We start from the raw sequence: 19,810 nt of genomic DNA, 5'->3' as shown, positions 1-19,810 counted from the left end.
TTTCGGCCTGTTCGAGACCGGCAATGTCGCCAAGCGCGCGGCGGCCGAGATCCGCGGCCGCCAGCCCGACTGGTTCGTCGCGGCGACGCGAAGCATGACATCAGAGGCTGAGTGAGATGGCTGGCCTTAACGAGAGCCGTTTGTTCATTCCGGTGCGCATCGCGGTGCTGACGGTTTCCGATACGCGCAGCCTTGCCGACGACAAATCCGGCCAGACGCTGGCCGACCGCATCACCGAGGCCGGTCACATCCTGGCCGCCCGCGACATCGTCACCGACGACCGCGACAAGATCCGCGACACGGTCCTGGCATGGTCGCGGGACAAGGCCATCGATGTCGTCATCACCACCGGCGGCACCGGCTTTACCGGACGCGACGTGACGCCGGAGGCGCTGGAGCCGATCTTCGAAAAGCGCATGGACGGGTTTTCGGAAGTGTTCCACCGCATTTCCTACGACAAGATCGGCACCTCGACGATCCAGAGCCGGGCGACCGGAGGCGTCGTCAACGCCACTTTCGTCTTCGTGCTGCCGGGCTCGCCCGGTGCCTGCAAGGATGCCTGGGACGGCATCCTCAAGGCGCAGCTCGACTATCGCCACATGCCCTGCAACTTCGTCGAGATCATGCCGCGCCTTGACGAACATCTGCGGCGCGGCAAGTCGGCTCCGTAAAACCGAAGGTGAAGCCCGGGTTCCACGCCGTGTTTGCCAGGCAAAACGGCGCCTTTGCCTTCGAAAAGCCATTCCAAACCGCATACCGGCGAAAGTACTTTCTCGCGGAAGGCAATAGCCGATCCGACAGGGAAGATGCGATGAACGAGCATACCGGTGGATGCCATTGCGGCAACGTAGGTCTTCGATTTTCAACCGAGCTCGATCCAACGCAAATCGAAGTCCGCGCCTGCCAATGCGCTTTCTGCATCAAACACGGCTCGCGCGCCGTCGCCGATCCGGATGGCAGGCTGATCGTCTCGGTCGAGGACGAAGCCCGATTGCACAGATACCGGTTCGGGCTGCGCACGGCCGACTATTTGATCTGCCGTGACTGCGGCGTCTATGTCGCGGCGGTCACCAGCGATGACAGGAATCCAAGGGCAATCGTCATCGTCAATGCCCTGGACGACCGGCCACTGTTCAGCCGCGAACCGGTCGCCGTGGACTATGATGCCGAGAGCCGGGAAGGCCGTGTTGCCCGGCGACAGGCGCGCTGGATGCCGGTGGAGATTCAATCGGCCTTCAACGGATGACCGGCTCGCCGTGAAAACGCCGGCGCGAGGGGCGCGAAACGCCGAAGCCGACTTCCATCATCAGCCGCGGCGCGCGCGCCGGCACGGTGCCCATGTGGAAACCGAAAGGATCCTCGACGAAGCCGAGGCCGGCTTCGCCGGTCAGCGTCACCGGACTTTGCTCGCCATAGACGTCCAGCACCTCCTGGGCGGGATGACCTACCAGCAGGGTCAACTGATGCTTCATGGCGCGGCGCCTGTGGCTGCCCTTGACATAGACATGCGGGCCGGTGTCGGCGTCGACGGGCTTGAGGTAGAAGAAGAATTTCAGCATGCGCCAGTCGTCGAGGTCGAAGTGATACTTGCCGAGCGAGGCAAGGTTCTTGTCGGCGTCCGAGGCTTTGCCGGTCGGAAAGCTCCACCAGACGCGCGTCGTGATCAGTTTCGCCTGAGCGCCGAGATAGTGCGCTGCAATGTCGAGAAGCAGCGGATCGTGCTGTATGGCGAGTGCTGCCGGGCAGTCGAGGATGCGTTCGAAATAGTGCCCGCTGAGCAGAGAGCGGCCCAGGCGTTTCTCGGCTTGCGCATGGTCGCCCGGCATGAATTCGAGACGGCGGTCGAAATTGCCGAAGCAAGGCGTGCGCCCGGCGAAATCCGCGATCTCCTCATGGATCGCCGGCGGCAGGATGAGTCCTGAAAACAGGCCGTCGGAACGCAGCGCATCGACCACCGCCGCCCGCTCGACGCCTGCGAACATCGTGTCCCCCACATTGTCGGCAGGACGGGCGCGTTTTGCGCCCAACCAATGCATCCGGCGCCCAGCCATGGTGCGCGCCAGCATGAACATCGGTAACCAGGCGGGGTTTTCTCGCAGATCCGTGAGATAGGTCGGAATGCGAACGGCGATGCGCCGCAGCAGGCTGCCGTCGCGCGCAATGGCCTCGAGACTGGCGGCTCCGGACTTGTCAGGCGTTGAAACGGTCATCGGGTCCTCGTCCATGAGGGTGACACCGATGCCGCATCGGTGCCCACCACTCGCATGACCCAAACCCTATTCACCCACCTCGGGGAAGGCTAACCTCGCGTCGGATTTTGTGCAATGCACAATGAACAGAGCAGATGCAAAAAATCACGTCGGCGCCCGGTGTTGCCGCTTCGGCGGCGCCACCCAGATCTCGGCTTCAAGCTTCTTCGTCGCCAGGCCGCGCGCCAGCGCCTCGGCGCTGCCGGCATTTTTCGACAAGGACGCCGCCTGGCGCTTGCTGATCACCAGCCCGTCGGCGAGCGCGCGGTTCCCTGAAAAGACCCGAGCCAGGAAGGGCGTGCGGCTGCCGCGGGCGCGCGAAAACCGCGCCGCCGTGGTTTGCCTCGCCGTATGGGCGACGACCGCGTCGATCCAGCCCTCCCCCAGACGCGCGCCCGGCTCCAGCAGCAAAAGCCAATCACCCTTGGCCTGCCTTATCCCGGCGGCGATGCCGCCGCTTGCCACATAGTGGCAGCCGGCATGCTCGGCGACATGATGCGTCTGGTCGATGGAGCCGGTGTCGCAGACGACGACCTCGCGCACCACGCCCTCGACCGCGCCGCCAATCAGCGAGCCGAGCGTGCGGGCGAGAGCCTCCTCGTCATTGCGGGTTTCGATGAGAACACTGAGCATATTCAGCCGAATAGCGGAAAGCCGCGCACAGCGCCAGTTTTTGCGGCGCAGCACAAAAAGTTCTTGCTTTGTTCTCATCGACAAAATAGGAATAATTTCATGAACAGAGCGATTCGAAACAACATGGACAGTCCCTGGGAGCGGGCCAAGATGGAACCGATCGTGCGTGCCGACATTGCAGCCTTCGGGGCAGGACGAGCCGAAATGGCCAATGCGATGATCGAGCAGAGTGGCATGCGAATCCGTCCAGACCGCAATCGCGGCCGGTCGGCGGGCATCAATCCGTCCGGCCGCTTCGAACCCGTCAGCCGGCATGTCTTCGACGATGGCTGGAGTTCGCTGGAGGAACTGCCGCCGTTCAAGACCGAGGTGCAGGTGGAAAAGCCGCGCACCATCATCACTCGCAACGAATCGCCTGACATCTCTTTCGACCGGTCGATCAACCCCTATCGCGGCTGCGAACATGGCTGCGTCTATTGCTTCGCGCGGCCGACGCACGCCTTCATGGGCCTGTCGCCGGGGCTGGATTTCGAATCCAAGCTGTTCGCCAAGCCGGATGCGGCTCGACTGCTCGACAAGGAACTGTCCAAGGACGGCTACCAGCCGCGCACCATCGCCATCGGCACCAACACCGATCCATACCAGCCGATCGAGAAACAGTACCGGATCATGCGCGAGATCCTCGAAGTGCTGGAAGCGCGGGGCCATCCGGTCGGCATCGTCACCAAATCCGCCCTGGTGACGCGCGACATCGACATATTGTCGCGCATGGCCGAACGCGGGCTGGCCAAGGTGGCGCTGTCGGTGACGACAATGGACCGCATGCTGGCCAGGACAATGGAGCCCCGCGCGTCGACGCCGACCAAGCGCCTCGAAGCGATCCGGCAGCTTTCCGACGCAGGCGTTCCGGCTTCGGTCATGGTGGCGCCGATCATCCCCGGCCTCACCGACCAGGAGATGGAGCGGATCCTCGATTCGGCGTACGCCGCCGGTGCGCGCGAGGCGGGTTACGTCGTGCTGCGCCTGCCGCTGGAGGTCAGCCCGATCTTCAAGGACTGGCTGCTGCGCCATTATCCAGACCGCTATCGCCACGTGATGTCGCTGATCCGGTCAATGCGCGACGGCAAGGATTACGATTCGGAATGGGGCAAGCGCATGAAGGGCGCCGGACCCTATGCTTGGCAGATCGGCCGCCGCTTCGAGATCACCGCAAGGCGGCTCGGCCTCAATATCGAACGGCGCACGCTGCGCACCGACCAGTTCATCGCCGCCGGAAAAGACCAGGAACAGCTGATGCTGCTGTGAGACTGCAATTCGGCGCGGCGGTTTGAGCTGCCACGGCGCACAAAATCCCGTCCGGCCTGCCCCGGCCTGCAGACGGTGCCCTCCCGGTCCGGCGCCCCACCCGACCCGGAGGGACTTGCGGAGAATCGGAGCCGATGCGAACCTCGCCGCAACATGGCTCGCGCGCGTTCCGATTCTCCGCTTCTCTTCGAAATCGTCGAGMGACCCGATTTCTCCTTCGAGACGAAGGCGATGGCTGACGGCCTGTGGCCGGTGGCCGGGATGGACGAGGCCGGGCGCGGTCCTCTGGCCGGACCGGTGGTCGCGGCCGCTGTCGTGCTTGACCCAGCCAACATCCCCGAAGGCCTCGACGATTCCAAACGTCTCAGCCATTTGCAGCGCGAGGCGCTGTTCCTTCGCATTCTTGGCTCCGCGCACGCGGTCTCGATGGCCTCGATCAGCGCCGAGGGCATCGACGGCAGCAATATCCTCAAGGCTAGCCTCGAGGCGATGCGCCGCGCTCTGGTCGGGCTGTCGGTTCGCCCGAAGCTCGCGCTTGCCGACGGCCGCGACGTGCCGCCCGGACTGCCATGCGACGGACGCGCGCTGATCAAGGGCGACCAGCGCTCGCAGTCGATCGCCGCCGCCTCGATCGTCGCCAAGGTCATGCGCGACCGCATGATGTGCGGCTGCGGCAGTCACCACGACCGCTACGGCTTCGAGGTCCATATGGGCTACGCCACGGCCCGGCACCGCACGGCGATCGAGACGCATGGCCCCGTGGCACGGCTGCACCGCGTCTCGTTCGCGCCGTTCAGGCTGAACGGCGCGGAAGTGACCGAGGAAGAGAGCTTCGCCGAGCTCGATTGAGGAGACCGGCCGCGCGAGCGATCTCCGCCTTCATGGGGAGATCGGCAGCGTTGACGTAGCACCCAACAAAAAAGGCCGCCAGGTTGCCCGGGCGGCCTTTTGATATTCAAATGTCAACCTAGTTCAGCTTGGCCTTCACATCCGCGAGCGAAGCCTTGAACAGGTCTGCTCCCGCCTTGACGTCGACCTTGGCGGCGAGCAGCGCGCGGGCGGCCTCGACAGCGATGTCGACGGCGCTGGCGCGCACCTCGGCGACCGCGTCACGCTCGGCCTGACCGATCTTCTGCTCGGCGAGTGCCGTGCGGCGGGCGACATAGTCTTCGGTCTTCTTGTGCGCTTCGGTGGCGAGCATTTCGGCTTCGCGCTTGGCGGCCGCGACGATGTCGGCCGCCTCCTGCTCGGCTTCCTTGCGCTTCTTCTTGTACTGGCCGAGCAGTTGCTGGGCCTCGTCGCGCAGCTTGCGTGCCTCGTCGAGTTCGCTGCTGATCCTGGCAGCGCGGGCGTCGAGCGCCTTGGCGATAAGACCGGGCACCTTGATGTAGATGGCGACGCCCAGGAAGATGATCAGGGCAATCGTGGCCCAAAGCGTTGCGAGAGATGTAGCGTCCATGATGCGCTCCTCACCGGGCCACGGATTTGACCGCGGCCGCGACCTCGGCCTTGCTGGCCTTGCCGCCGACCAGGGCCTCGACGATCGCCGAAGCAGTGTCCTCGGCGATGCTGCCGACTTCCTTCATGGCGTTGGCCTTGATGGAAGAAATGCGCGCCTCGGCCTCGCCAAGCTTCTCGTCGAGCGAGGCCTCGATCTTCTTGCGCGCGGCCTCGGCTTCCGCCTTGGCCGCATCCGCGGCCTGCTGGCCGATCGAGTTGGCATTGCTCTTGGCCTCCGCCAGTTCCTGCTCGTAAGCAGCAACGGCGGCGTCGGCCTCGCCCTTCAACTTCGCCGCCTGATCGAGATCCTGGCTGATGCGATCGTTGCGGACATCAATGATGCCGCCGACGCGCGGGACCACGACCCGCTTCAGGAAGAGGTAGAACAGCCCAAAAGTGATCGCCAACCATAGAAGCTGCGACGGGAAGGTCGCAGGATCGAAGGGCGGAAATGCGCCATGCGCTTCGGCAGGCACGCTGGTACCGGAGTGCGTATCGGCTCCGGTCGCGGCATGGCTGGTATCGGCTGATGGCGCGGACTCTTGCGCGAAGGCAGATGTCACGAACATGGACTATCCCCTGATATCAGGCCCGCCGCTTGCGCGGCCGGCCTGTCCAATCTTCCCAAAGCCTGGCTCAGCCGAACAGGGCCAGCAGCGCGATGAGAAGCGAGAAGATGCCCAGAGCTTCGGTCACGGCGAAGCCGAAGATCAGGCGGCCGAACTGGCCATCAGCAGCCGACGGGTTGCGCAGCGCGCCCGACAGGTAGCTGCCGAAGATGTTGCCCAGGCCGATGCCTGCGCCACCCATGCCCAGGCAAGCGATGCCGGCGCCGATGTACTTTGCTGCTTCTGCGTCCATTTGTTCGACTCCTTTGGATCTGAAATTCCGTTGCGTTTCCATCCGGCGCCAATGTCCTTGGGCCGGAAACTCTTCCTCAATGCCCGGGATGCAGGGCGTCGTTGAGATACATGCAGGTCAACACCGCGAAGACGTAGGCCTGCAGGAAGGCGACTAGCAATTCAAGCGCCGTCAGCGCTACCGCCATGGCCAGCGGCAGGACCGAGCCCGCGACGCCGACCGCGCCGAGCGCGGAGAGGCTGACGACGAAGCCCGAAAACACCTTCAGCGTGATGTGACCGGCAAGCATGTTGGCGAACAAACGAACCGAGAGGCTGACCGGGCGCGAGACGAAGGAGATGACTTCGATCAGCACCACCAGCGGCAGCAGGAACACCGGCACGCCATGCGGCACGAAAAGTTTCAGGAAGCCGAGGCCGTGCTTCATGAAGCCATAGACCACCACGGTTCCGATCACCAAGGCGGCGAGGCCGAAGGTGACGATGATGTGGCTGGTGACGGTGAAGAAATAAGGAAACAGGCCCAGCAGATTGGCGACCAGGACGAACATGAACAGCGAGAACACGAAGGGGAAGAACTTCATGCCTTGCGTGCCGGCGGCATCACGCAACATGTTGCCGACGAATTCATAGGCCATCTCGGAGATCGACTGCAGCCGGCCGGGAACCAGGCTGCGGCTCGATGTCGTGAGGAACAGGAACGCGGCCGCGACGACCACGGTCGCGACCATGAACAGTGCCGAATTCGTGAAGGACAGGTCGTAGCCGCCGATGTTAATCGGAACCAGCTTGATGATATGGAACTGGTGGATCGGATCGACCTTGTCAGCTGCCACGTTCTAACCCCGTCAATGCCGCGTACGGCCAAATTACCATTGCCGCGTGAGGGCGGCTATTTCCGAATGCCGCCTGAAAGACGGTCATTTGCTGTCGTCCCGGCCAGAGCGCGATTTATTGCCCTGTCCGAATTCTGCCACAACGCCTGCCGAACGCATGACATTGAGCACGCCGGCGCCAAAACCGAGCAGCAGGAAAACGATCAGACCCCACGGCGATGTCCCCGCCATACGGTCGATGATCCAGCCGATGCCGGCGCCCACGACCACGCCAGCGATAAATTCACTGGAGAGTTTGACCGCCTGGCCATATCCGGCCGCACTGCCCGCTTTCGCGTCGTCTTTCCCCTCGAGCCGGTTCGGCAGCCTTGTCGCAAGCGATGCTTCAAGTTCACGCCGACGTCGCTCAAGATCGTCGTCGCGGATGTCAGGTTCATGCTGCTTGCCGCGGCCGGTTTCTCCGGTTCCGTCTGGCCTGCTTTTATCGGCCATCGCAACCCCCCTGCCCGGTCAGACCGTCACCGTCCGTCCGCTTCTAAAGTCGCCGGCAACATAGTTAGAGGGTTTGCGCCCGTCAAGCCACGGGCGGAAGATCATTGCCATGTATTTTAGGCAACAAAATCAAACGATTAGCGAGGTGCGACATCGTGCCCGTCGCGATGATGGGGATGCGCTGTGCGAATCCTCCAGGCAATGGCTCCCTGATCGAGCCTGTGGCCGATGGAAAAGACCATCGGCTGGGGAAGCTCTCAACTCCAGCCGCCGCCATAGGTGCGGTAGAAGATATGCAGGCCGATCTTGGTCATCTTCTGCATGGTACGGGCCCAGCCCGGATGGACATATTGGGCATAGTAGTGGGTCGACGATCCGACCTCGGGAATGAAGATCTTGCCGGCAGTGACGGCCATGGCGATATCCTGCGCGGTCTTGTAGGCGGCCGGGCTTTCGATGCGCTTCTTCCTGCCGTCGCAGGCGAAGGAGAACTGGCAGCGGTTGAACCAACTGTCGTTCTGGTAGACGACGCCGCAGATCGAATTGGGATAAGCGGGGTTGCGGACGCGGTTGAGGATGACCTGGGCAACCGCGGCCTGGCCGCGAACGGATTCGCTCCTGGCCTCGAAATAGATGCCATTGGCCAGGCATGCCTGTTCGTTCTTGGAGAAGACGCTGGCCGGAAGCGGGTTCTGGATCCACCAATGGTCGCCCTTGGCCATCGGTGGAATGAAGCGGCCGCTGCTGGGCTGCTCGTCCTGCAGCAGGGCTTCGAAGGGCGAAGCCTTGGCATAGTCCGGCTCCGATTGCGCATAGGCCGTCGCCAGAACATCGGGATGATCGTTGTTGACCAGGGCGGCAAGCATGGCCGGCACGCCGGGATCCGGCTTCTTGTCCTCACGCGCATGGAATTCAGCGGCGATCTGGATTTCCTTGCCTTTGATCTGCGGCTTGGCGAAAGCCATCTTCAGGCCGCCGTCCATGCTCGGCCGCATCAGCGAGGAGGTCCGCTGGAAGATCGAACCGGCGTTGAAGTTTTTCGGCGGCGCAACGGGAGACACCTGGACGATGCGGCCCTTCTTGTCGGCGCGCACCACGCGGTCCTCGTCGGGCGAGCCGCTGACCTTGCCGCCCTTGCCGCGGAACGACACGTTGCCGACGCCAGCCAGGTGAATACCCGATCCGGAGATCGAGCCGGTGACGTCGGAATCGACGAACGGCATCTCGGCGGCGTGGGTCGAACCGGCGACGGATCTCTCGACATAGGAATTCCAGCGCGCGGTCGGCGATTCGAGGCCGGAGACGAGGCTTGTCATGTCCTGGTAGGCGGCGACGGTCGGGAAGCCGATCCAGATGCCGAGGCCGATGATGAAAGGAGACACAAAATTGCGTTTCTTCTCACCGGCGGCGGCAACAAGCCGCTTCAAGACGCGTCGATGCACGGAACTCTCTCCAGGAACGCTACTGACCCCACTGGAGAGCAAAATGATGCATTAACCTTGATGGGACGTTAACAGGATCGATCGGGTTTTCTCAGCCGGCTCAAGGTCGTGGTTTCGAAGTCGGGCGGTCTTAAGGCCGGAGCGTACAAGCCGGCCGCAGGAAGACCGGCCAGGCGATCAGCGCGCAGATGGCGGCCGACAACCAGACGCCGGACCAGGACCAGAGGTGCAGCAGCCCCGGAATGGCCACCGGCACAACGAAGAAGCCGACGAAGACAAAAGTGTTGGCCAGACTGAGCGCGGTTCCGACATGGCCGGCGCCGGCAAGGGTGGCAAGCTCGGTATAGGCGACGCCGTGCCAGGCGGAGACCGAGATGGCCGCGACAATCAGCACCAAGGGAAGGACGGCAATCAGCAAGGACTGGCCGCCCGGCGTCGCGGGGCTGGCCAGGACCATCAGCCAAAGCACGGAGAAGGCCAACCCGCTGAGCGCACTGCATGAGCGCAGAAACTGGCGACGGTTGCCATGGCGGTCCGTGAAGCGGCCGCTCCAGACGCGCATGACCATGGCGCCAGTCTGCACCGCGGCGAGGCTCGCGCTGATCGCCGCCGTCCCCAGCCCGACGAAGTCGTGCAGGAACACCGATGCGAAGGTGAGCACGGCCACCTGCGGGAAGCAGAGCAGGCCGATGGCGGTGGCGATGCGCCAGACCTCGATGTTGCGCAGCGGCTCTGGTCCGGCCACGGCCGACGCAGCGACGTGACCCGCCGTGGGCGGCTCATGCAGCCAGCGCCAGGCAAACAGCGCGGAGAGAGCGGATGCGCCGGCCAGCAGCCCGAACACCGCGGAAAAGCCGAAGGCGAGCGCAACGGACGGCAGGACCAGCGCGCCGAGGCCACCTCCGAGCGGCACCGCCGTCTGCCTTATGCTCATGGCAAAGCCGCGTTCGCTTTCCCGGAACCAGCCCATGATGGCGCGGCCGCTCGAGCCGTTGACGCTGCCGCCGAGCAATCCGGTGAGGAGCAGGCTTGCCGACAGGAGCATTACATCGGGAACGCCTGACCTTGTCGGCACGACGAGCATGGCCATGGCAAGAAGCCAGGCTGCCGTTGCGCCAAGCCCGGTCAGCAGCACGCGGCGGTCGCCCCAGCGATCGGTGAGCAAGCCCCAGGGCAACTCGCTGAGCGCAACGCCCAGGCCGAGAACGCCAAGCGCGACGCCAAGTTCGGCATTGCTCAAGTGATAGCCCTGTCGAAGCACGACAGCCGTTGCCGGTATGCCGGAGAAGGTGGCCGAGAAACTGGCATTGGCGGCGACGCCGATGCCCAGGACCTTCCAGCGGTGGCCGGGGCTGAACGCCCTTCCGGCAGGGCCGGCAGCACTGTCTCCCAGGAGTTTCTGCGTGTCTTGGTCGGTGCAGTCGACAATGACGGACATGATTTCATTCCCGTGGTGGCCCAGTCGCCTGGACCTTGACGGCATTTCTCTAGCGCCATAAGTTCATCCTTAAAATCAGGAAGTTTTTGACTATCGATCCTGAAAATCAGGACGTTTCCATGCAACGCGTGACCTTCGACCTCGACGTTCTCCGCAGTTTCGTCACCGGCATGGAGCTGGGCAGCTTTGCCAAGGCCGCCGACCGGCTGGGTCGGTCAACCTCGGCGGTCAGCGCGCAATTGAAGAAACTGGAGGAACAGGCAGCGACGCCGATCTTCCGCAAAGCGGGGCGCGGTCTCGCCTTGACCGAGGCCGGCGAAACCATGCTCGGCTATGCTCGGCGGCTGCTCGAGCTGAATGACGAGGCGGCGGCTGCGATCCACGACGTCGAGCTCGAAGGCTGGGTGCGGCTCGGCCTGCAGGAGGATTTTGGCGAGGCGGTGCTGCCAGACGTGCTCGGCCGCTTCGCTCGCGCCCACCCCAAGGTCAAGATCGAGGCCAGGATCGCGCGCAGCCATGAGCTGGCCGAAAGGGTGATGTCAGGCAGCCTCGACATCGCGCTCGCCTGGCACAGCGGCCAGACGCTGCCCTACAGCGAGCATGTCGCCGATGTTCCCATGCGCTGGATCGGCCCGGCAAAGCGCGTCGAGACCAGCCTGCGCGACGGCGAACCGCTGCCGCTGGTGGCGCTGGAGGCGCCGTGCCTTCTGCGCACCGTGGCGACCGAAACGCTCGACCGCGCTGGCCTGCCTTGGCGCATGGCCTTCTCCAGCCCGAGCCTTGGCGGCATCTGGGCGGCCGTGGCGGCTGGGCTGGGGCTGACGATCCGCACCGACATCGGCCTGCCGTCCAGCGTCAACGCGATGACGCCGGAGATTGCCGGCCTGCCGGCACTGCCCAAGATGGCATTGTTCCTGCACCGCCGGGATGCCGAACCCGAGCCGGTGGCGGCCCGCCTCGCCGCCATATTGCTGGAGGCGGCGCGGCAGGCGTTGCCGGGCAATGCGCGGACTGCCGGCTTGCGTGCCGTCGCCTGATCGGACGAGTAGCGACGCTCAGTTGCGCTTCTTGGCCCGGCCGGCGAATGGATTGTCCGAGGTGCGCAGCGCGATGCGGATCGGCACGCCTGGCATGTCGAAGGCTTCACGCAGGCTGTTGGTGAGATAGCGCACATAGGATTGCGGCATCGCCTCCGGCCGCGAGCACTGGACCACGAAGCCTGGCGGCCGGGTCTTGGCCTGGGTGACGTACTTGACCTTGAGCCGGCGTCCGGCAACGGCGGGCGGCGGATGATGCGCCAGTATGGCTTCCAGCCAGCGGTTGAGCTTGCCCGTCGAGACGCGGCTGTTCCAGACCTTGTGGGTCCGCAGCACCGCATCCATCAGCTTGTCGAGGCCGCGCCCGGTCTCGGCCGAGACTGGCACTGCCTGGATGCCGCGTACCTGCGGCAGCAGCCGCTCGGTCTTCTCGCGCAGCTCCGCCAGCAGCTCCTGCGGATGATCGATCAGGTCCCATTTGTTGAAGGCGATCACCGGCGCCCTGCCCTCGCGGATGATCAGGTCGGCGATCTGCAGATCCTGCTTCTCGAAGGGAATGGTGGCATCGAGCACGATGACGACGATCTCGGCAAAACGAATGGCGCGCAAGCCGTCCTGCACCGACATCACTTCCAGCTTTTCGTGGATCCTCGCCTTGCGGCGCATCCCGGCCGTGTCGAACAGCTTCAGCCGGCGGCCATGCCAATCCCAGTCGACCGAGATCGAATCGCGGGTGATACCGGCTTCCGGTCCGGTCAGCAGCCGCTCCTCGCCGATCAGCGCATTGATCAGCGTCGACTTGCCGGCGTTCGGGCGGCCGACGACAGCGATGCGCATCGGCTTGGTGTCATCGTAAGTGTGGGCATCCTCGGCGTCAGGGTCTGCAATGTCCTCGCCGATCAGCACCTCGGTGGCGGCGATCTCGTCGTCTTCGCCCTCTTCGTCCTCGCCGAAAGCGCGCGCCTCGCCGAGGGCCGCGATCACCGCATCGCGCAGATCGGGCATGCCCTGGCCATGTTCGGCGGAAACCGGGATCGGCTCGCCAAGCCCGAGCTCCCAGGCCTCCAGCATGCCGCCCTGCGCACCTTTGGCTTCGGCCTTGTTGGCGACCAGCACAACCGGCTTGCCGGACTTGCGCACGATCTCGGCGAAGGTCCTGTCATCCGGCAGCAGGCCGGACTTGGCGTCGATGGTGAAGAAGATCAGGTCGGCTTCGTGGATGGCGATCTCGGTCTGCGCGCGCATGCGGCCGGGCAAGGTCGATGCGCCGGCGTCCTCGAAACCGGCTGTGTCGATGACGTCGAAATGCAGATCGTAAAGCTTGGCGGCATGGACGCGACGGTCGCGAGTGACGCCCGGCGTGTCGTCGACAAGCGCCAGCTTCCTTCCCACCAGCCGATTGAAAAGGGTCGATTTGCCGACGTTAGGTCTGCCGATGATGGCGACTTTGAAGGTCATGCGATCCTACAGTCATGCATGTCATTGTCCCAAACCGCTGCACACTTTTGGGCGACATGCATTTACGAGGCATTGCCCGAGCCGCGGATCAGCTCGGACATCAGCGTTGCCCGCTCGCGGGCGTTGCGCGGGGCGCCGTCATCGGCGGCGATCTGGTCGAAGAGTTTCAGCGCGTCCTGGGTCTTGCCTTCCTTCCAGGCGGCAAGGCCGAGCGCTTCGCGCGCCGTGTGGCGCAGCGTGTTGGTGTCCGACGTCAACGCCTCGACGCGGCTGGAAACGTCGGCGAAGGAGCCGTGGTCGACGAGCAGCAGCGCTGCCCTGAGCCGCGCCATGTCGCGAATGCCCTGGGGGATGGCGGTGTCGGCGGCGACATCGTCGAAATCCTTGACGGCGGCAGCAGTGTCGCCCTTGCTCGCCTTGACGGTGGCGGCACGCATGCGGGCAAGCAGCGGATAGGCGCCGTAGCCATCCTTTTCCAGTTGGTCAAGCGCGGCCAGCGCCTCGTCGTTCTTGCCGTCATTGGCAAGCTTCAGCGCCTGCGAGAAGGCATCGCCAGAGCGGTTGGCGCGCGTCTCGTCCCAATAGCGATAGCCGACGAAGGCGGCGGTGCCGAGCACCACGAGGATCGCGATGACAAGCAAGGCCGGGCCGAAACGGTCCCACAGCTTCTGCGCCTGGTCGCGACGCATCTCCTCGTTGACTTCACGGATAAAACTGTCGTCGGACATCAATCAAAACCATTCCTGCCCCGGGCCGGGGCGGTTCACGAGCCCGCGTTTTAGCGAAATTTTGTCGGCATGGAAGGGGTTCGGCCGGAAAATCGCCTATTCCGCAGGGGGCAAACGGATGTTTGTCCAGGCAAACTGGCAAAAAGCCCAATCGCACCCACGCCACATTTCGGCGATAGCCGGCTTGCTGACCGCCCGGAGCCTGTAAGTTTGCCGATGCCTTGTTTGTCCCGTGTTGCCGCGTTTTCGCTTCTCTCGCTCGCCACCGCCGGCGTAGCCCTTGCCGATCCGCCCGCACCGCCAATTCCGGCCAAGCCGAAGCAGGTGGTGATCATCTCCTTCGACAGCGCCCGCGACATCTCGCAGTGGAAGCGCAGCCGGGCGCTGGCACAGCGCACCGGCGCGCATTTCACCTATTTTCTCTCCTGCGTTTTCCTGCTGTCGCCGGAGACCCGCAAGGAATACACCGCGCCCGGCAAGACATCGGGCAAATCCAACATCGGCTTTGCCGCCTCCAAACAGGAAGTGGCCGAGCGACTCGAGCAGATCGGCCTTGCCACGCATGAAGGCCACGATATCGCCAGCCATGCCTGCGGCCATTTCGACGGCAAGGACTGGAGCAAGGCCGACTGGCTGAAAGAATTCGCGTCGTTCGAACACATTCTCGAGAACGCCTATGCAATCAACGGCATCGCGCCTGAGCCCGCTGGCTGGCGCGATTTCGCACGGCGTGCCGTGGTCGGTTTCCGCGCGCCGTATTTGTCGGCAAACAAGGCTCTTTACGAGGCCTTGCCCGCCGCCGGCTACGAATTCGACGCCAGCGGCGTCTCGCGAGGTCCTGCCCAGCCGCCGCGCGTCGACGGCATCACCCACTTTTCACTGCCGCAGATCCCGGAAGGACCGAAATCCAGGCCGGTCATCGCCATGGATTACAATCTCTACGTCAGGCATTCCGGCGGTTTCGAGCGGCCGAGCAAGGCGGGCGAATTCTCCGACAGGGCCTATCAGGCCTTTCGCGCCGCCTTCGACGCGCAGTATCAGGGCAAGCGCATTCCGCTGGAACTCGGCTTCCACTTCACGCTGATGAATGACGGCGCCTACTGGAACGCGCTGGAGCGCTTTGCCGGCGAGGCCTGCGTCAAGGCCGATGTCGAATGCATCAGTTTTCGCGACTTCGTTTCGCGGCAGGCTGCCGGCCGGAAGCAGGCGTCGGTTGGCGGCTGAGCCGCCAACCAGGTCGATTTCCAAACCTCGGCTTTTTTAGGCCGGATCTTCGGCGCCGTGCCTTGCCAGATAACGCTGGTCGATATCAGGCAAGGGCTCACCCAGCAGCGTCGCCTCGAAGGCGCGCAGGCGCTTGTGGACCGATTGCAGCTCGACGATGGTCGACCACGAGGTGAGCAGGAATTGCAGCGAACCCGTCACCTTGCCGAAGGCGTTCGAGATCTGGTTCAGAGCACCGAACGTTATCTTGTGCGCGACCAGCGACGGACCCAGGATCAGCAGCGAGAAGATGTTGTCGGCCTGCAGGTAGGTGTACCGGACGACGTTGAAATAGATGTAGTGGAAATAGAGCCGGAAATAATTGTGGCGGACATTGGCGAACAGTTCGGCTGTCGTGGCCGGCTGGGCCCTGTCCGCGTGATCCTCGCCATAGACCAGTTCCTTGCGGTAAGCGGCTTCGACGCGCTGGTTGCGGAACTGCAACCCCGGAAGTTTCAGGCCGGCAATCATCACCGAGATCGTTCCGAACAGACACCAGGCAAGTGCGGCGACCACCAGGGGCTGCGGGATCGCGCCGATGATCGGCAACTCGCTGATGTGGGCCTGCAGCTGGATCATGACCGGCAGGAATGCGATCAAGGTCATGATCGACTGGACGAAGCTGGAGCCGAGATCTTCCATGATCTGCGAGAACCGCATCGTGTCTTCCTGGATGCGCTGCGAAGCACCCTCGATATGGCGCAGCCTGGCCCAGTTCTCGATGAAGTAGTTGTTCATCGCCGTGCGCCAGCGGAAGATCCAATGGCTGACGATGAAGGCATTGACGACCTGCACATTCATGCCGACCAGCGCGAGCCAGGAAAAATCGGCCAATCCGGTGTAGAATTCACCGTTGGTCGATTTTCCCGTCCCTGACATCAGCCCCTGCACATAATCGAAGAAAGGCCCGTACCAGGCGTTGACGGCGACGCTGACCTGCACATTGAAATAGATGAAGAACAGGATGACCGCCGTCATCAGGATCGACCAGCGCTGCCACGGATGCGGCGAATACCAGCTCCAGAATGCGTAGAAAATCGCCACGCAGGCCACGAAGTAGATGTAGAACCAGAGAAACGGCTTCGACACGAGAACGGCGATGCCGATAATGGGCGGCGCGCCAGCTGCCGCGGGCGGGAGGCCAAAGACGGCGCCCAATTGCTCACCGCCGAAAAACCAGAACAGGATCGCCGCAAGGCTCCAGATGGCGGCCGAAGAGAAAAACAGCTTCGGCTGCGGGAAGAAGGATACGAACACTGTGGCGAATTCCTTGCTTGATGGGCAAATCAGCTGACTTCGGCGGGCATAAAGTCACACATTAGGGGGAAAGAAAATGCCTGCCCGATGCCCGGCGCAGAGCAAGACCACAAATCATGGCGATTTTGGCGCGGCCGACCACGTGATGACGCCGGAGACCACCAACATGGCCGCGGCGACGATCGAAGCGAGGAAGAAATCCCCCGACATCTGCGCCAAAAGGCCGGCGGCGATGGGGCCGATAATCTGGCCGAGGCCGAACGAAGCCGTCATCAAGGCAAAGATGCGCCGGGGCGCCTGTGGCGCCTGCTGCCGCGCGGCCTGCAGGCCAAGCGCGGTGATGGCGATGAAGGTGCCGCCGAGCAGCAGACCGCCAAGCAGTGGTCCGGAATATCCGCCAAGCGCCACGCTGGCGGTGACGCCGATCACTTCGATGAAACACGCCAACGCATAAGCGGCGTTGAGCCCGACCCGCCGGGCTATCTTCTGCCACAACCAGGTCGAAGGAAGACCGGCGAGGCCGGCGACCATCCAGACCATGGCCTCGAAGACGCGGCTGCCGCCGCCCTGGCGGACGATAGCGACCAGGAATGTTGCCGTTACCACATAACCAAAACCAAACAAGCCGTAGGCGACGATGATCTTTATCAGGGACCGGTCTTCCGGCAGGGCCGGCTCACGGACGGCTGTGCCGTTGGCGATCGGGCCTTCGTTCGCCAGAAGTGCCACGACCACGAAGCCACAAGCCGAAATCGCCGCCGAGCACAACCAGCCCGCCGCCCAGCCGGCATGCTCGGTGACCAGCAGCGCCATCATCGCCGCGGAGACCGCGATGCCGAGGCCGACGCCGCCGAAATGCCAGGCCTGCAGGTCGCCGCGACCGGCGGCATTGATATGGCTGAAGACGATGCTGGCCATGAAGACCATCACGAAGGCGCTGGCCAGACCGGCCAGAAGGCGGATGAGGAGAAAGGCGGCCATGGCGTCGGTCAGCCCCATCAGCGCGGCCAGGATGGTGCTGGCGCCAAGTCCGCCCAGCATCAGCAGACGCTCGCGCCCGCGCGCCCAGCCGCCCGCCGCCGCGAACGCGCCAACGAGGTAACCGAGATAATTGGCCGAGGCGATCCAGCCGGCATTGGCCGGCGACAGATGCAGCTCTTCCATCATGCCGGGCAGGATCGGCGTGTAGACGAAGCGGCCGATGCCCATGGCCACCGCCATCGCGATCATGCCGGCGAGGGTGAAGCGCAGTGCTGTTGAGGTGGCCGATCTCATTGCTGCGCACAATAAATGCAGGGATCGCTGAAACAATCCGCCATCAGTTGGGCCAGTGCGCGCGGAGCGGCGCGACCGGTTCGACCTGCGGTTAAGCTGAAGGCACGCCCTCGGCCCGTCAGAGCCTGCCGAAGCCGGCATGCAATGAAGCGGTCTCGTGCACCGTTCGCCGCGCCGTCAGTCTGAACGGTACGTCGCCCAATTCACGCTCGGACATGGCGCCCAGCACAGGATGCGACAGCGGATCGGTCAGCCATGTCTGCGTGTCGTTCCGCACGCCCGTGCCATACGGCGTGCCCACTGCAAACAGAACCTTCAGCGACGACAACAGCCCTTGCATTTGCGGCTCCTCGGATATGGCTCCCATCGATAAAGTCTGCCGTTCTGTCGCGTCTTTCAATTGAGATTTCAACGGGACCAGTTTAGAAAATCTCAAATGACCATGCTGAACCGCGTCCACCTCAACGGCCTTCGCGCCGTCGAAACAGTTGCCCGTCTGGGCTCGCTTGCGGCAGCCGCCGGCGAGCTCAACGTTTCCGTCAGTGCCGTCAGCCAGCAGATAAGCCGCACCGAGAAGCAGCTCGGCCAGGCGCTGTTCGAACGCGCGGCCGGCGGTCTGGTGTTGACCGCGTTCGGCGCCGTTTTCGCGACCCGCCTCGGGGCTGGATTTCGCGAGCTTGCTCAGGCCGTGGCGCTGGCCGACGAAGCGACCCGATGCACATTGGTCGTCTCGGCGGCACCGGCCTTCGCTTCGAAATGGCTGCTTCCCAGGCTGTCGCGTCACTTCGACCGCCATCCCAACGTGCTGTTGCGCATCGACGCGTCGGTGCGGTTGGCCAATCTCGACCATTCCGATGTCGACATCGCGATCCGGCTTGGCGACGGCAAATGGTCCGGCGGGCAGGCCGAACTGCTCCTGGCGCAGGAAGTGTTCCCGGTCTGCGCACCTGACATCGCCCGGAAACTGAAATCGATCGAGGACCTTGCGCAGACCTGCGCCATCACCGACGAGCGGGCGATGTTCAACTGGGAAAGCTGGTTCGCGGCGGCCGGTGTCGCGCCCGTCACCTTCCAGAAAGGCGCTCGCTTCACCGACCCGATGCTGTGCCTGGAATCGGCGATTGCCGGCCATGGCGTGATGCTGGGCTGGCAGTTGCTGACGGCGGATGCGCTGGCCGACGGGCGGCTGGTAGCGCCGTTCGGCATCCGCGCGCAGAGCGGGCTCGGCTATTGGCTGGTAACCGCGTCGGCCAACGCGGAGAGTCGCAAGGTCCGGGATTTCAAGGCCTGGATCAAGGAAGAGATCGACGTGACGATGGCGCAGTTCGGATCGCTCGAAAGCGCGGCATAGAGCCCGTTTCGTCCCGATGGAATCGGTATGGGTCTCTGTCTCTTCTGGTCGACCGTGATCTTATCCGGAAACCGGTTCCCGCCTTTCGGGACGATGGCGTGAACTGGCCCAGCGCAATCGCGGTGGAAAGGAGGGTGGCGCCGGTCTATGTAAGGTACCGGACCTCACATCACGGCAGGCAGGATCATGACCACACATTCGCGCGGCGTTTCCGCAACAATCGACCCGGTGAAGCTCGACAGGCTGGCGGAAGTCGCCATCAAGGTCGGCTTGCAGTTGCAGCCCGGCCAGGATCTGGTGCTGACCTCGTCGATTGCGGCCCTGCCGCTGACCAGACGCATCGTAGAGCATGCCTACAAGGCCGGTGCCGGTTTGGTGACACCGATCTTCAACGATGACGAGATGACGCTGGCGCGCTACCGCTTCGGTGCCGACGCCAGCTTCGATCGCGCCGCCGGCTGGCTCTATGAAGGCATGGCGAAGGCTTTTTCCAACAACGCCGCCAGGCTTGCCGTGCGCGGCGAGGATCCCTCGCTCCTGTCGGCGCAGGATCCGGCCAAAGTGGCGCGCGCCAACAAGGCGAATTCCATGGCCTACCAGCCGGCGCTGGAGAAAATCACCGGCTTCGACATCAACTGGAACATCGTCGCCTACCCTGACCTCGCCTGGGCCAAACAGGTGTTTCC

22 protein-coding genes and 1 pseudogene are annotated in these 19,810 nt (G+C 63.8%); 9 read left to right on the top strand and 14 right to left on the bottom strand.

Annotated features, from left to right (window positions below):
* From C1D09_RS32265 to C1D09_RS32255, 3 genes and pseudogenes are all read left to right on the top strand, one after another.
* Positions 1-115 (top strand): annotated as a pseudogene (locus C1D09_RS32265) (4-(cytidine 5'-diphospho)-2-C-methyl-D-erythritol kinase); the annotation flags it as partial.
* Position 116: 1 nt separating this feature from the next.
* A complete protein-coding gene (gene moaB, locus C1D09_RS32260) occupies positions 117-671 on the top strand; it encodes a molybdenum cofactor biosynthesis protein B (protein ID WP_143977964.1) in 555 nt (184 codons plus the stop codon).
* Positions 672-811: 140 nt separating this feature from the next.
* Positions 812-1,246: a GFA family protein gene (locus C1D09_RS32255; protein WP_143977963.1), complete on the top strand. Its 435-nt coding sequence runs from the start codon at positions 812-814 to the stop codon at positions 1,244-1,246.
* On the opposite strand, the gene C1D09_RS32250 is transcribed toward C1D09_RS32255, so the two are convergent.
* A complete protein-coding gene (locus C1D09_RS32250; RefSeq protein WP_143977962.1) occupies positions 1,236-2,210 on the bottom strand; it encodes a phytanoyl-CoA dioxygenase family protein in 975 nt (324 codons plus the stop codon). The genes C1D09_RS32255 and C1D09_RS32250 overlap by 11 nt on opposite strands.
* A gap of 144 nt (positions 2,211-2,354) precedes the next feature.
* Positions 2,355-2,882 carry a glycosyltransferase gene (locus tag C1D09_RS32245; protein WP_143977961.1) on the bottom strand — a complete coding sequence of 176 codons (528 nt, stop codon included), beginning with the start codon at positions 2,880-2,882 and terminating at the stop codon, positions 2,355-2,357.
* Between the two features lie 150 nt (positions 2,883-3,032).
* On the opposite strand from C1D09_RS32245, the gene C1D09_RS32240 reads away from it, so the two are divergent.
* Entirely contained in the window at positions 3,033-4,187 is a 1,155-nt protein-coding gene (locus C1D09_RS32240; RefSeq protein WP_143977965.1) for a PA0069 family radical SAM protein, read from the top strand.
* A 153-nt stretch (positions 4,188-4,340) separates the two neighbouring features.
* Entirely contained in the window at positions 4,341-5,036 is a 696-nt protein-coding gene (locus tag C1D09_RS32235) for a ribonuclease HII (RefSeq protein WP_143977960.1), read from the top strand.
* Positions 5,037-5,154: 118 nt separating this feature from the next.
* On the opposite strand, the gene C1D09_RS32230 is transcribed toward C1D09_RS32235, so the two are convergent.
* From C1D09_RS32230 to C1D09_RS32200, 7 genes are all read right to left on the bottom strand, one after another.
* Positions 5,155-5,646 (bottom strand): F0F1 ATP synthase subunit B, encoded by a 492-nt coding sequence (locus C1D09_RS32230; protein ID WP_019856926.1) that lies wholly within the window; start codon positions 5,644-5,646, stop codon positions 5,155-5,157.
* Positions 5,647-5,656: 10 nt separating this feature from the next.
* Complete coding sequence (locus C1D09_RS32225) at positions 5,657-6,256, bottom strand: F0F1 ATP synthase subunit B (RefSeq protein ID WP_143977959.1); 600 nt, start codon at positions 6,254-6,256, stop codon at positions 5,657-5,659.
* Between the two features lie 67 nt (positions 6,257-6,323).
* Positions 6,324-6,548, bottom strand: a complete 225-nt coding sequence (locus C1D09_RS32220; RefSeq protein WP_013896722.1) for a F0F1 ATP synthase subunit C — start codon at positions 6,546-6,548, stop codon at positions 6,324-6,326.
* A 76-nt stretch (positions 6,549-6,624) separates the two neighbouring features.
* Positions 6,625-7,383 (bottom strand): F0F1 ATP synthase subunit A, encoded by a 759-nt coding sequence (locus tag C1D09_RS32215; RefSeq protein WP_019856924.1) that lies wholly within the window; start codon positions 7,381-7,383, stop codon positions 6,625-6,627.
* Between the two features lie 84 nt (positions 7,384-7,467).
* On the bottom strand, positions 7,468-7,875 hold the full coding sequence (locus tag C1D09_RS32210; protein WP_143977958.1) for an AtpZ/AtpI family protein: 408 nt from the start codon (positions 7,873-7,875) through the stop codon (positions 7,468-7,470).
* Between the two features lie 257 nt (positions 7,876-8,132).
* Entirely contained in the window at positions 8,133-9,317 is a 1,185-nt protein-coding gene (locus C1D09_RS32205) for a cell wall hydrolase (RefSeq protein ID WP_143977957.1), read from the bottom strand.
* Between the two features lie 130 nt (positions 9,318-9,447).
* The gene (locus C1D09_RS32200; RefSeq protein WP_143977956.1) at positions 9,448-10,755 is read right to left on the bottom strand and encodes an MFS transporter; all 1,308 of its coding nucleotides are present in this window, start codon (positions 10,753-10,755) and stop codon (positions 9,448-9,450) included.
* Between the two features lie 119 nt (positions 10,756-10,874).
* Here C1D09_RS32200 and C1D09_RS32195 point away from each other — a divergent pair, with 119 nt between their 5' ends.
* Entirely contained in the window at positions 10,875-11,792 is a 918-nt protein-coding gene (locus C1D09_RS32195; protein WP_143977955.1) for a LysR substrate-binding domain-containing protein, read from the top strand.
* Positions 11,793-11,810: 18 nt separating this feature from the next.
* Here C1D09_RS32195 and der read toward each other — a convergent pair whose 3' ends face one another.
* Both der and C1D09_RS32185 read right to left on the bottom strand, forming a co-directional pair.
* The gene (gene der, locus C1D09_RS32190) at positions 11,811-13,250 is read right to left on the bottom strand and encodes a ribosome biogenesis GTPase Der (protein WP_143977954.1); all 1,440 of its coding nucleotides are present in this window, start codon (positions 13,248-13,250) and stop codon (positions 11,811-11,813) included.
* A gap of 62 nt (positions 13,251-13,312) precedes the next feature.
* Positions 13,313-13,978 (bottom strand): tetratricopeptide repeat protein, encoded by a 666-nt coding sequence (locus tag C1D09_RS32185; RefSeq protein WP_143977953.1) that lies wholly within the window; start codon positions 13,976-13,978, stop codon positions 13,313-13,315.
* A gap of 216 nt (positions 13,979-14,194) precedes the next feature.
* On the opposite strand from C1D09_RS32185, the gene C1D09_RS32180 reads away from it, so the two are divergent.
* The gene (locus C1D09_RS32180; RefSeq protein ID WP_143977952.1) at positions 14,195-15,202 is read left to right on the top strand and encodes a polysaccharide deacetylase family protein; all 1,008 of its coding nucleotides are present in this window, start codon (positions 14,195-14,197) and stop codon (positions 15,200-15,202) included.
* Positions 15,203-15,238: 36 nt separating this feature from the next.
* Here the strand turns inward: C1D09_RS32180 and sbmA are convergent, their stop codons facing one another.
* The 3 genes from sbmA to C1D09_RS32165 all read right to left on the bottom strand — a co-directional run bounded on the left by sbmA (position 15,239) and on the right by C1D09_RS32165 (position 18,113).
* The gene (gene sbmA / locus C1D09_RS32175) at positions 15,239-16,498 is read right to left on the bottom strand and encodes a peptide antibiotic transporter SbmA (protein WP_143977951.1); all 1,260 of its coding nucleotides are present in this window, start codon (positions 16,496-16,498) and stop codon (positions 15,239-15,241) included.
* 114 nt (positions 16,499-16,612) lie between these two features.
* Positions 16,613-17,773, bottom strand: coding sequence for a YbfB/YjiJ family MFS transporter (locus tag C1D09_RS32170; RefSeq protein WP_143977950.1), 1,161 nt, complete (start codon positions 17,771-17,773; stop codon positions 16,613-16,615).
* A gap of 118 nt (positions 17,774-17,891) precedes the next feature.
* On the bottom strand, positions 17,892-18,113 hold the full coding sequence (locus tag C1D09_RS32165) for a hypothetical protein (RefSeq protein ID WP_246135960.1): 222 nt from the start codon (positions 18,111-18,113) through the stop codon (positions 17,892-17,894).
* Positions 18,114-18,209: 96 nt separating this feature from the next.
* Here C1D09_RS32165 and C1D09_RS32160 point away from each other — a divergent pair, with 96 nt between their 5' ends.
* Both C1D09_RS32160 and C1D09_RS32155 read left to right on the top strand, forming a co-directional pair.
* Positions 18,210-19,124, top strand: coding sequence for a LysR substrate-binding domain-containing protein (locus C1D09_RS32160; protein WP_143977948.1), 915 nt, complete (start codon positions 18,210-18,212; stop codon positions 19,122-19,124).
* A gap of 186 nt (positions 19,125-19,310) precedes the next feature.
* A partial coding sequence (locus tag C1D09_RS32155; protein WP_143977947.1) for an aminopeptidase occupies positions 19,311-19,810 on the top strand: 500 nt, incomplete at its 3' end.

The sequence above is a fragment of the Mesorhizobium intechi genome, from assembly GCF_002879535.1.
Taxonomy (GTDB): domain Bacteria; phylum Pseudomonadota; class Alphaproteobacteria; order Rhizobiales; family Rhizobiaceae; genus Mesorhizobium; species Mesorhizobium intechi.
Note: the sequence above shows the minus strand (reverse complement) of the source record. Positions and strands in the feature narration are given on the sequence as shown.

Bases quoted from the DNA above. Each gene is read 5' to 3' on its own strand.
- C1D09_RS32210 (WP_143977958.1), bottom strand. From the start codon at position 7,875: ATGGCCGATAAAAGCAGGCCAGACGGAACCGGAGAAACCGGCCGCGGC.
- C1D09_RS32160 (WP_143977948.1), top strand. From the start codon at position 18,210: ATGACCATGCTGAACCGCGTCCACCTCAACGGCCTTCGCGCCGTCGAA.
- C1D09_RS32240 (WP_143977965.1), top strand. From the start codon at position 3,033: ATGGAACCGATCGTGCGTGCCGACATTGCAGCCTTCGGGGCAGGACGA.
- C1D09_RS32230 (WP_019856926.1), bottom strand. From the start codon at position 5,646: ATGGACGCTACATCTCTCGCAACGCTTTGGGCCACGATTGCCCTGATC.
- C1D09_RS32255 (WP_143977963.1), top strand. From the start codon at position 812: ATGAACGAGCATACCGGTGGATGCCATTGCGGCAACGTAGGTCTTCGA.
- C1D09_RS32165 (WP_246135960.1), bottom strand. From the start codon at position 18,113: ATGCAAGGGCTGTTGTCGTCGCTGAAGGTTCTGTTTGCAGTGGGCACG.
- C1D09_RS32225 (WP_143977959.1), bottom strand. From the start codon at position 6,256: ATGTTCGTGACATCTGCCTTCGCGCAAGAGTCCGCGCCATCAGCCGAT.
- C1D09_RS32200 (WP_143977956.1), bottom strand. From the start codon at position 10,755: ATGTCCGTCATTGTCGACTGCACCGACCAAGACACGCAGAAACTCCTG.
- C1D09_RS32185 (WP_143977953.1), bottom strand. From the start codon at position 13,978: ATGTCCGACGACAGTTTTATCCGTGAAGTCAACGAGGAGATGCGTCGC.
- C1D09_RS32180 (WP_143977952.1), top strand. From the start codon at position 14,195: ATGCCTTGTTTGTCCCGTGTTGCCGCGTTTTCGCTTCTCTCGCTCGCC.
- C1D09_RS32250 (WP_143977962.1), bottom strand. From the start codon at position 2,210: ATGACCGTTTCAACGCCTGACAAGTCCGGAGCCGCCAGTCTCGAGGCC.
- C1D09_RS32220 (WP_013896722.1), bottom strand. From the start codon at position 6,548: ATGGACGCAGAAGCAGCAAAGTACATCGGCGCCGGCATCGCTTGCCTG.
- der (WP_143977954.1), bottom strand. From the start codon at position 13,250: ATGACCTTCAAAGTCGCCATCATCGGCAGACCTAACGTCGGCAAATCG.
- moaB (WP_143977964.1), top strand. From the start codon at position 117: ATGGCTGGCCTTAACGAGAGCCGTTTGTTCATTCCGGTGCGCATCGCG.
- C1D09_RS32245 (WP_143977961.1), bottom strand. From the start codon at position 2,882: ATGCTCAGTGTTCTCATCGAAACCCGCAATGACGAGGAGGCTCTCGCC.
- C1D09_RS32170 (WP_143977950.1), bottom strand. From the start codon at position 17,773: ATGAGATCGGCCACCTCAACAGCACTGCGCTTCACCCTCGCCGGCATG.
- C1D09_RS32195 (WP_143977955.1), top strand. From the start codon at position 10,875: ATGCAACGCGTGACCTTCGACCTCGACGTTCTCCGCAGTTTCGTCACC.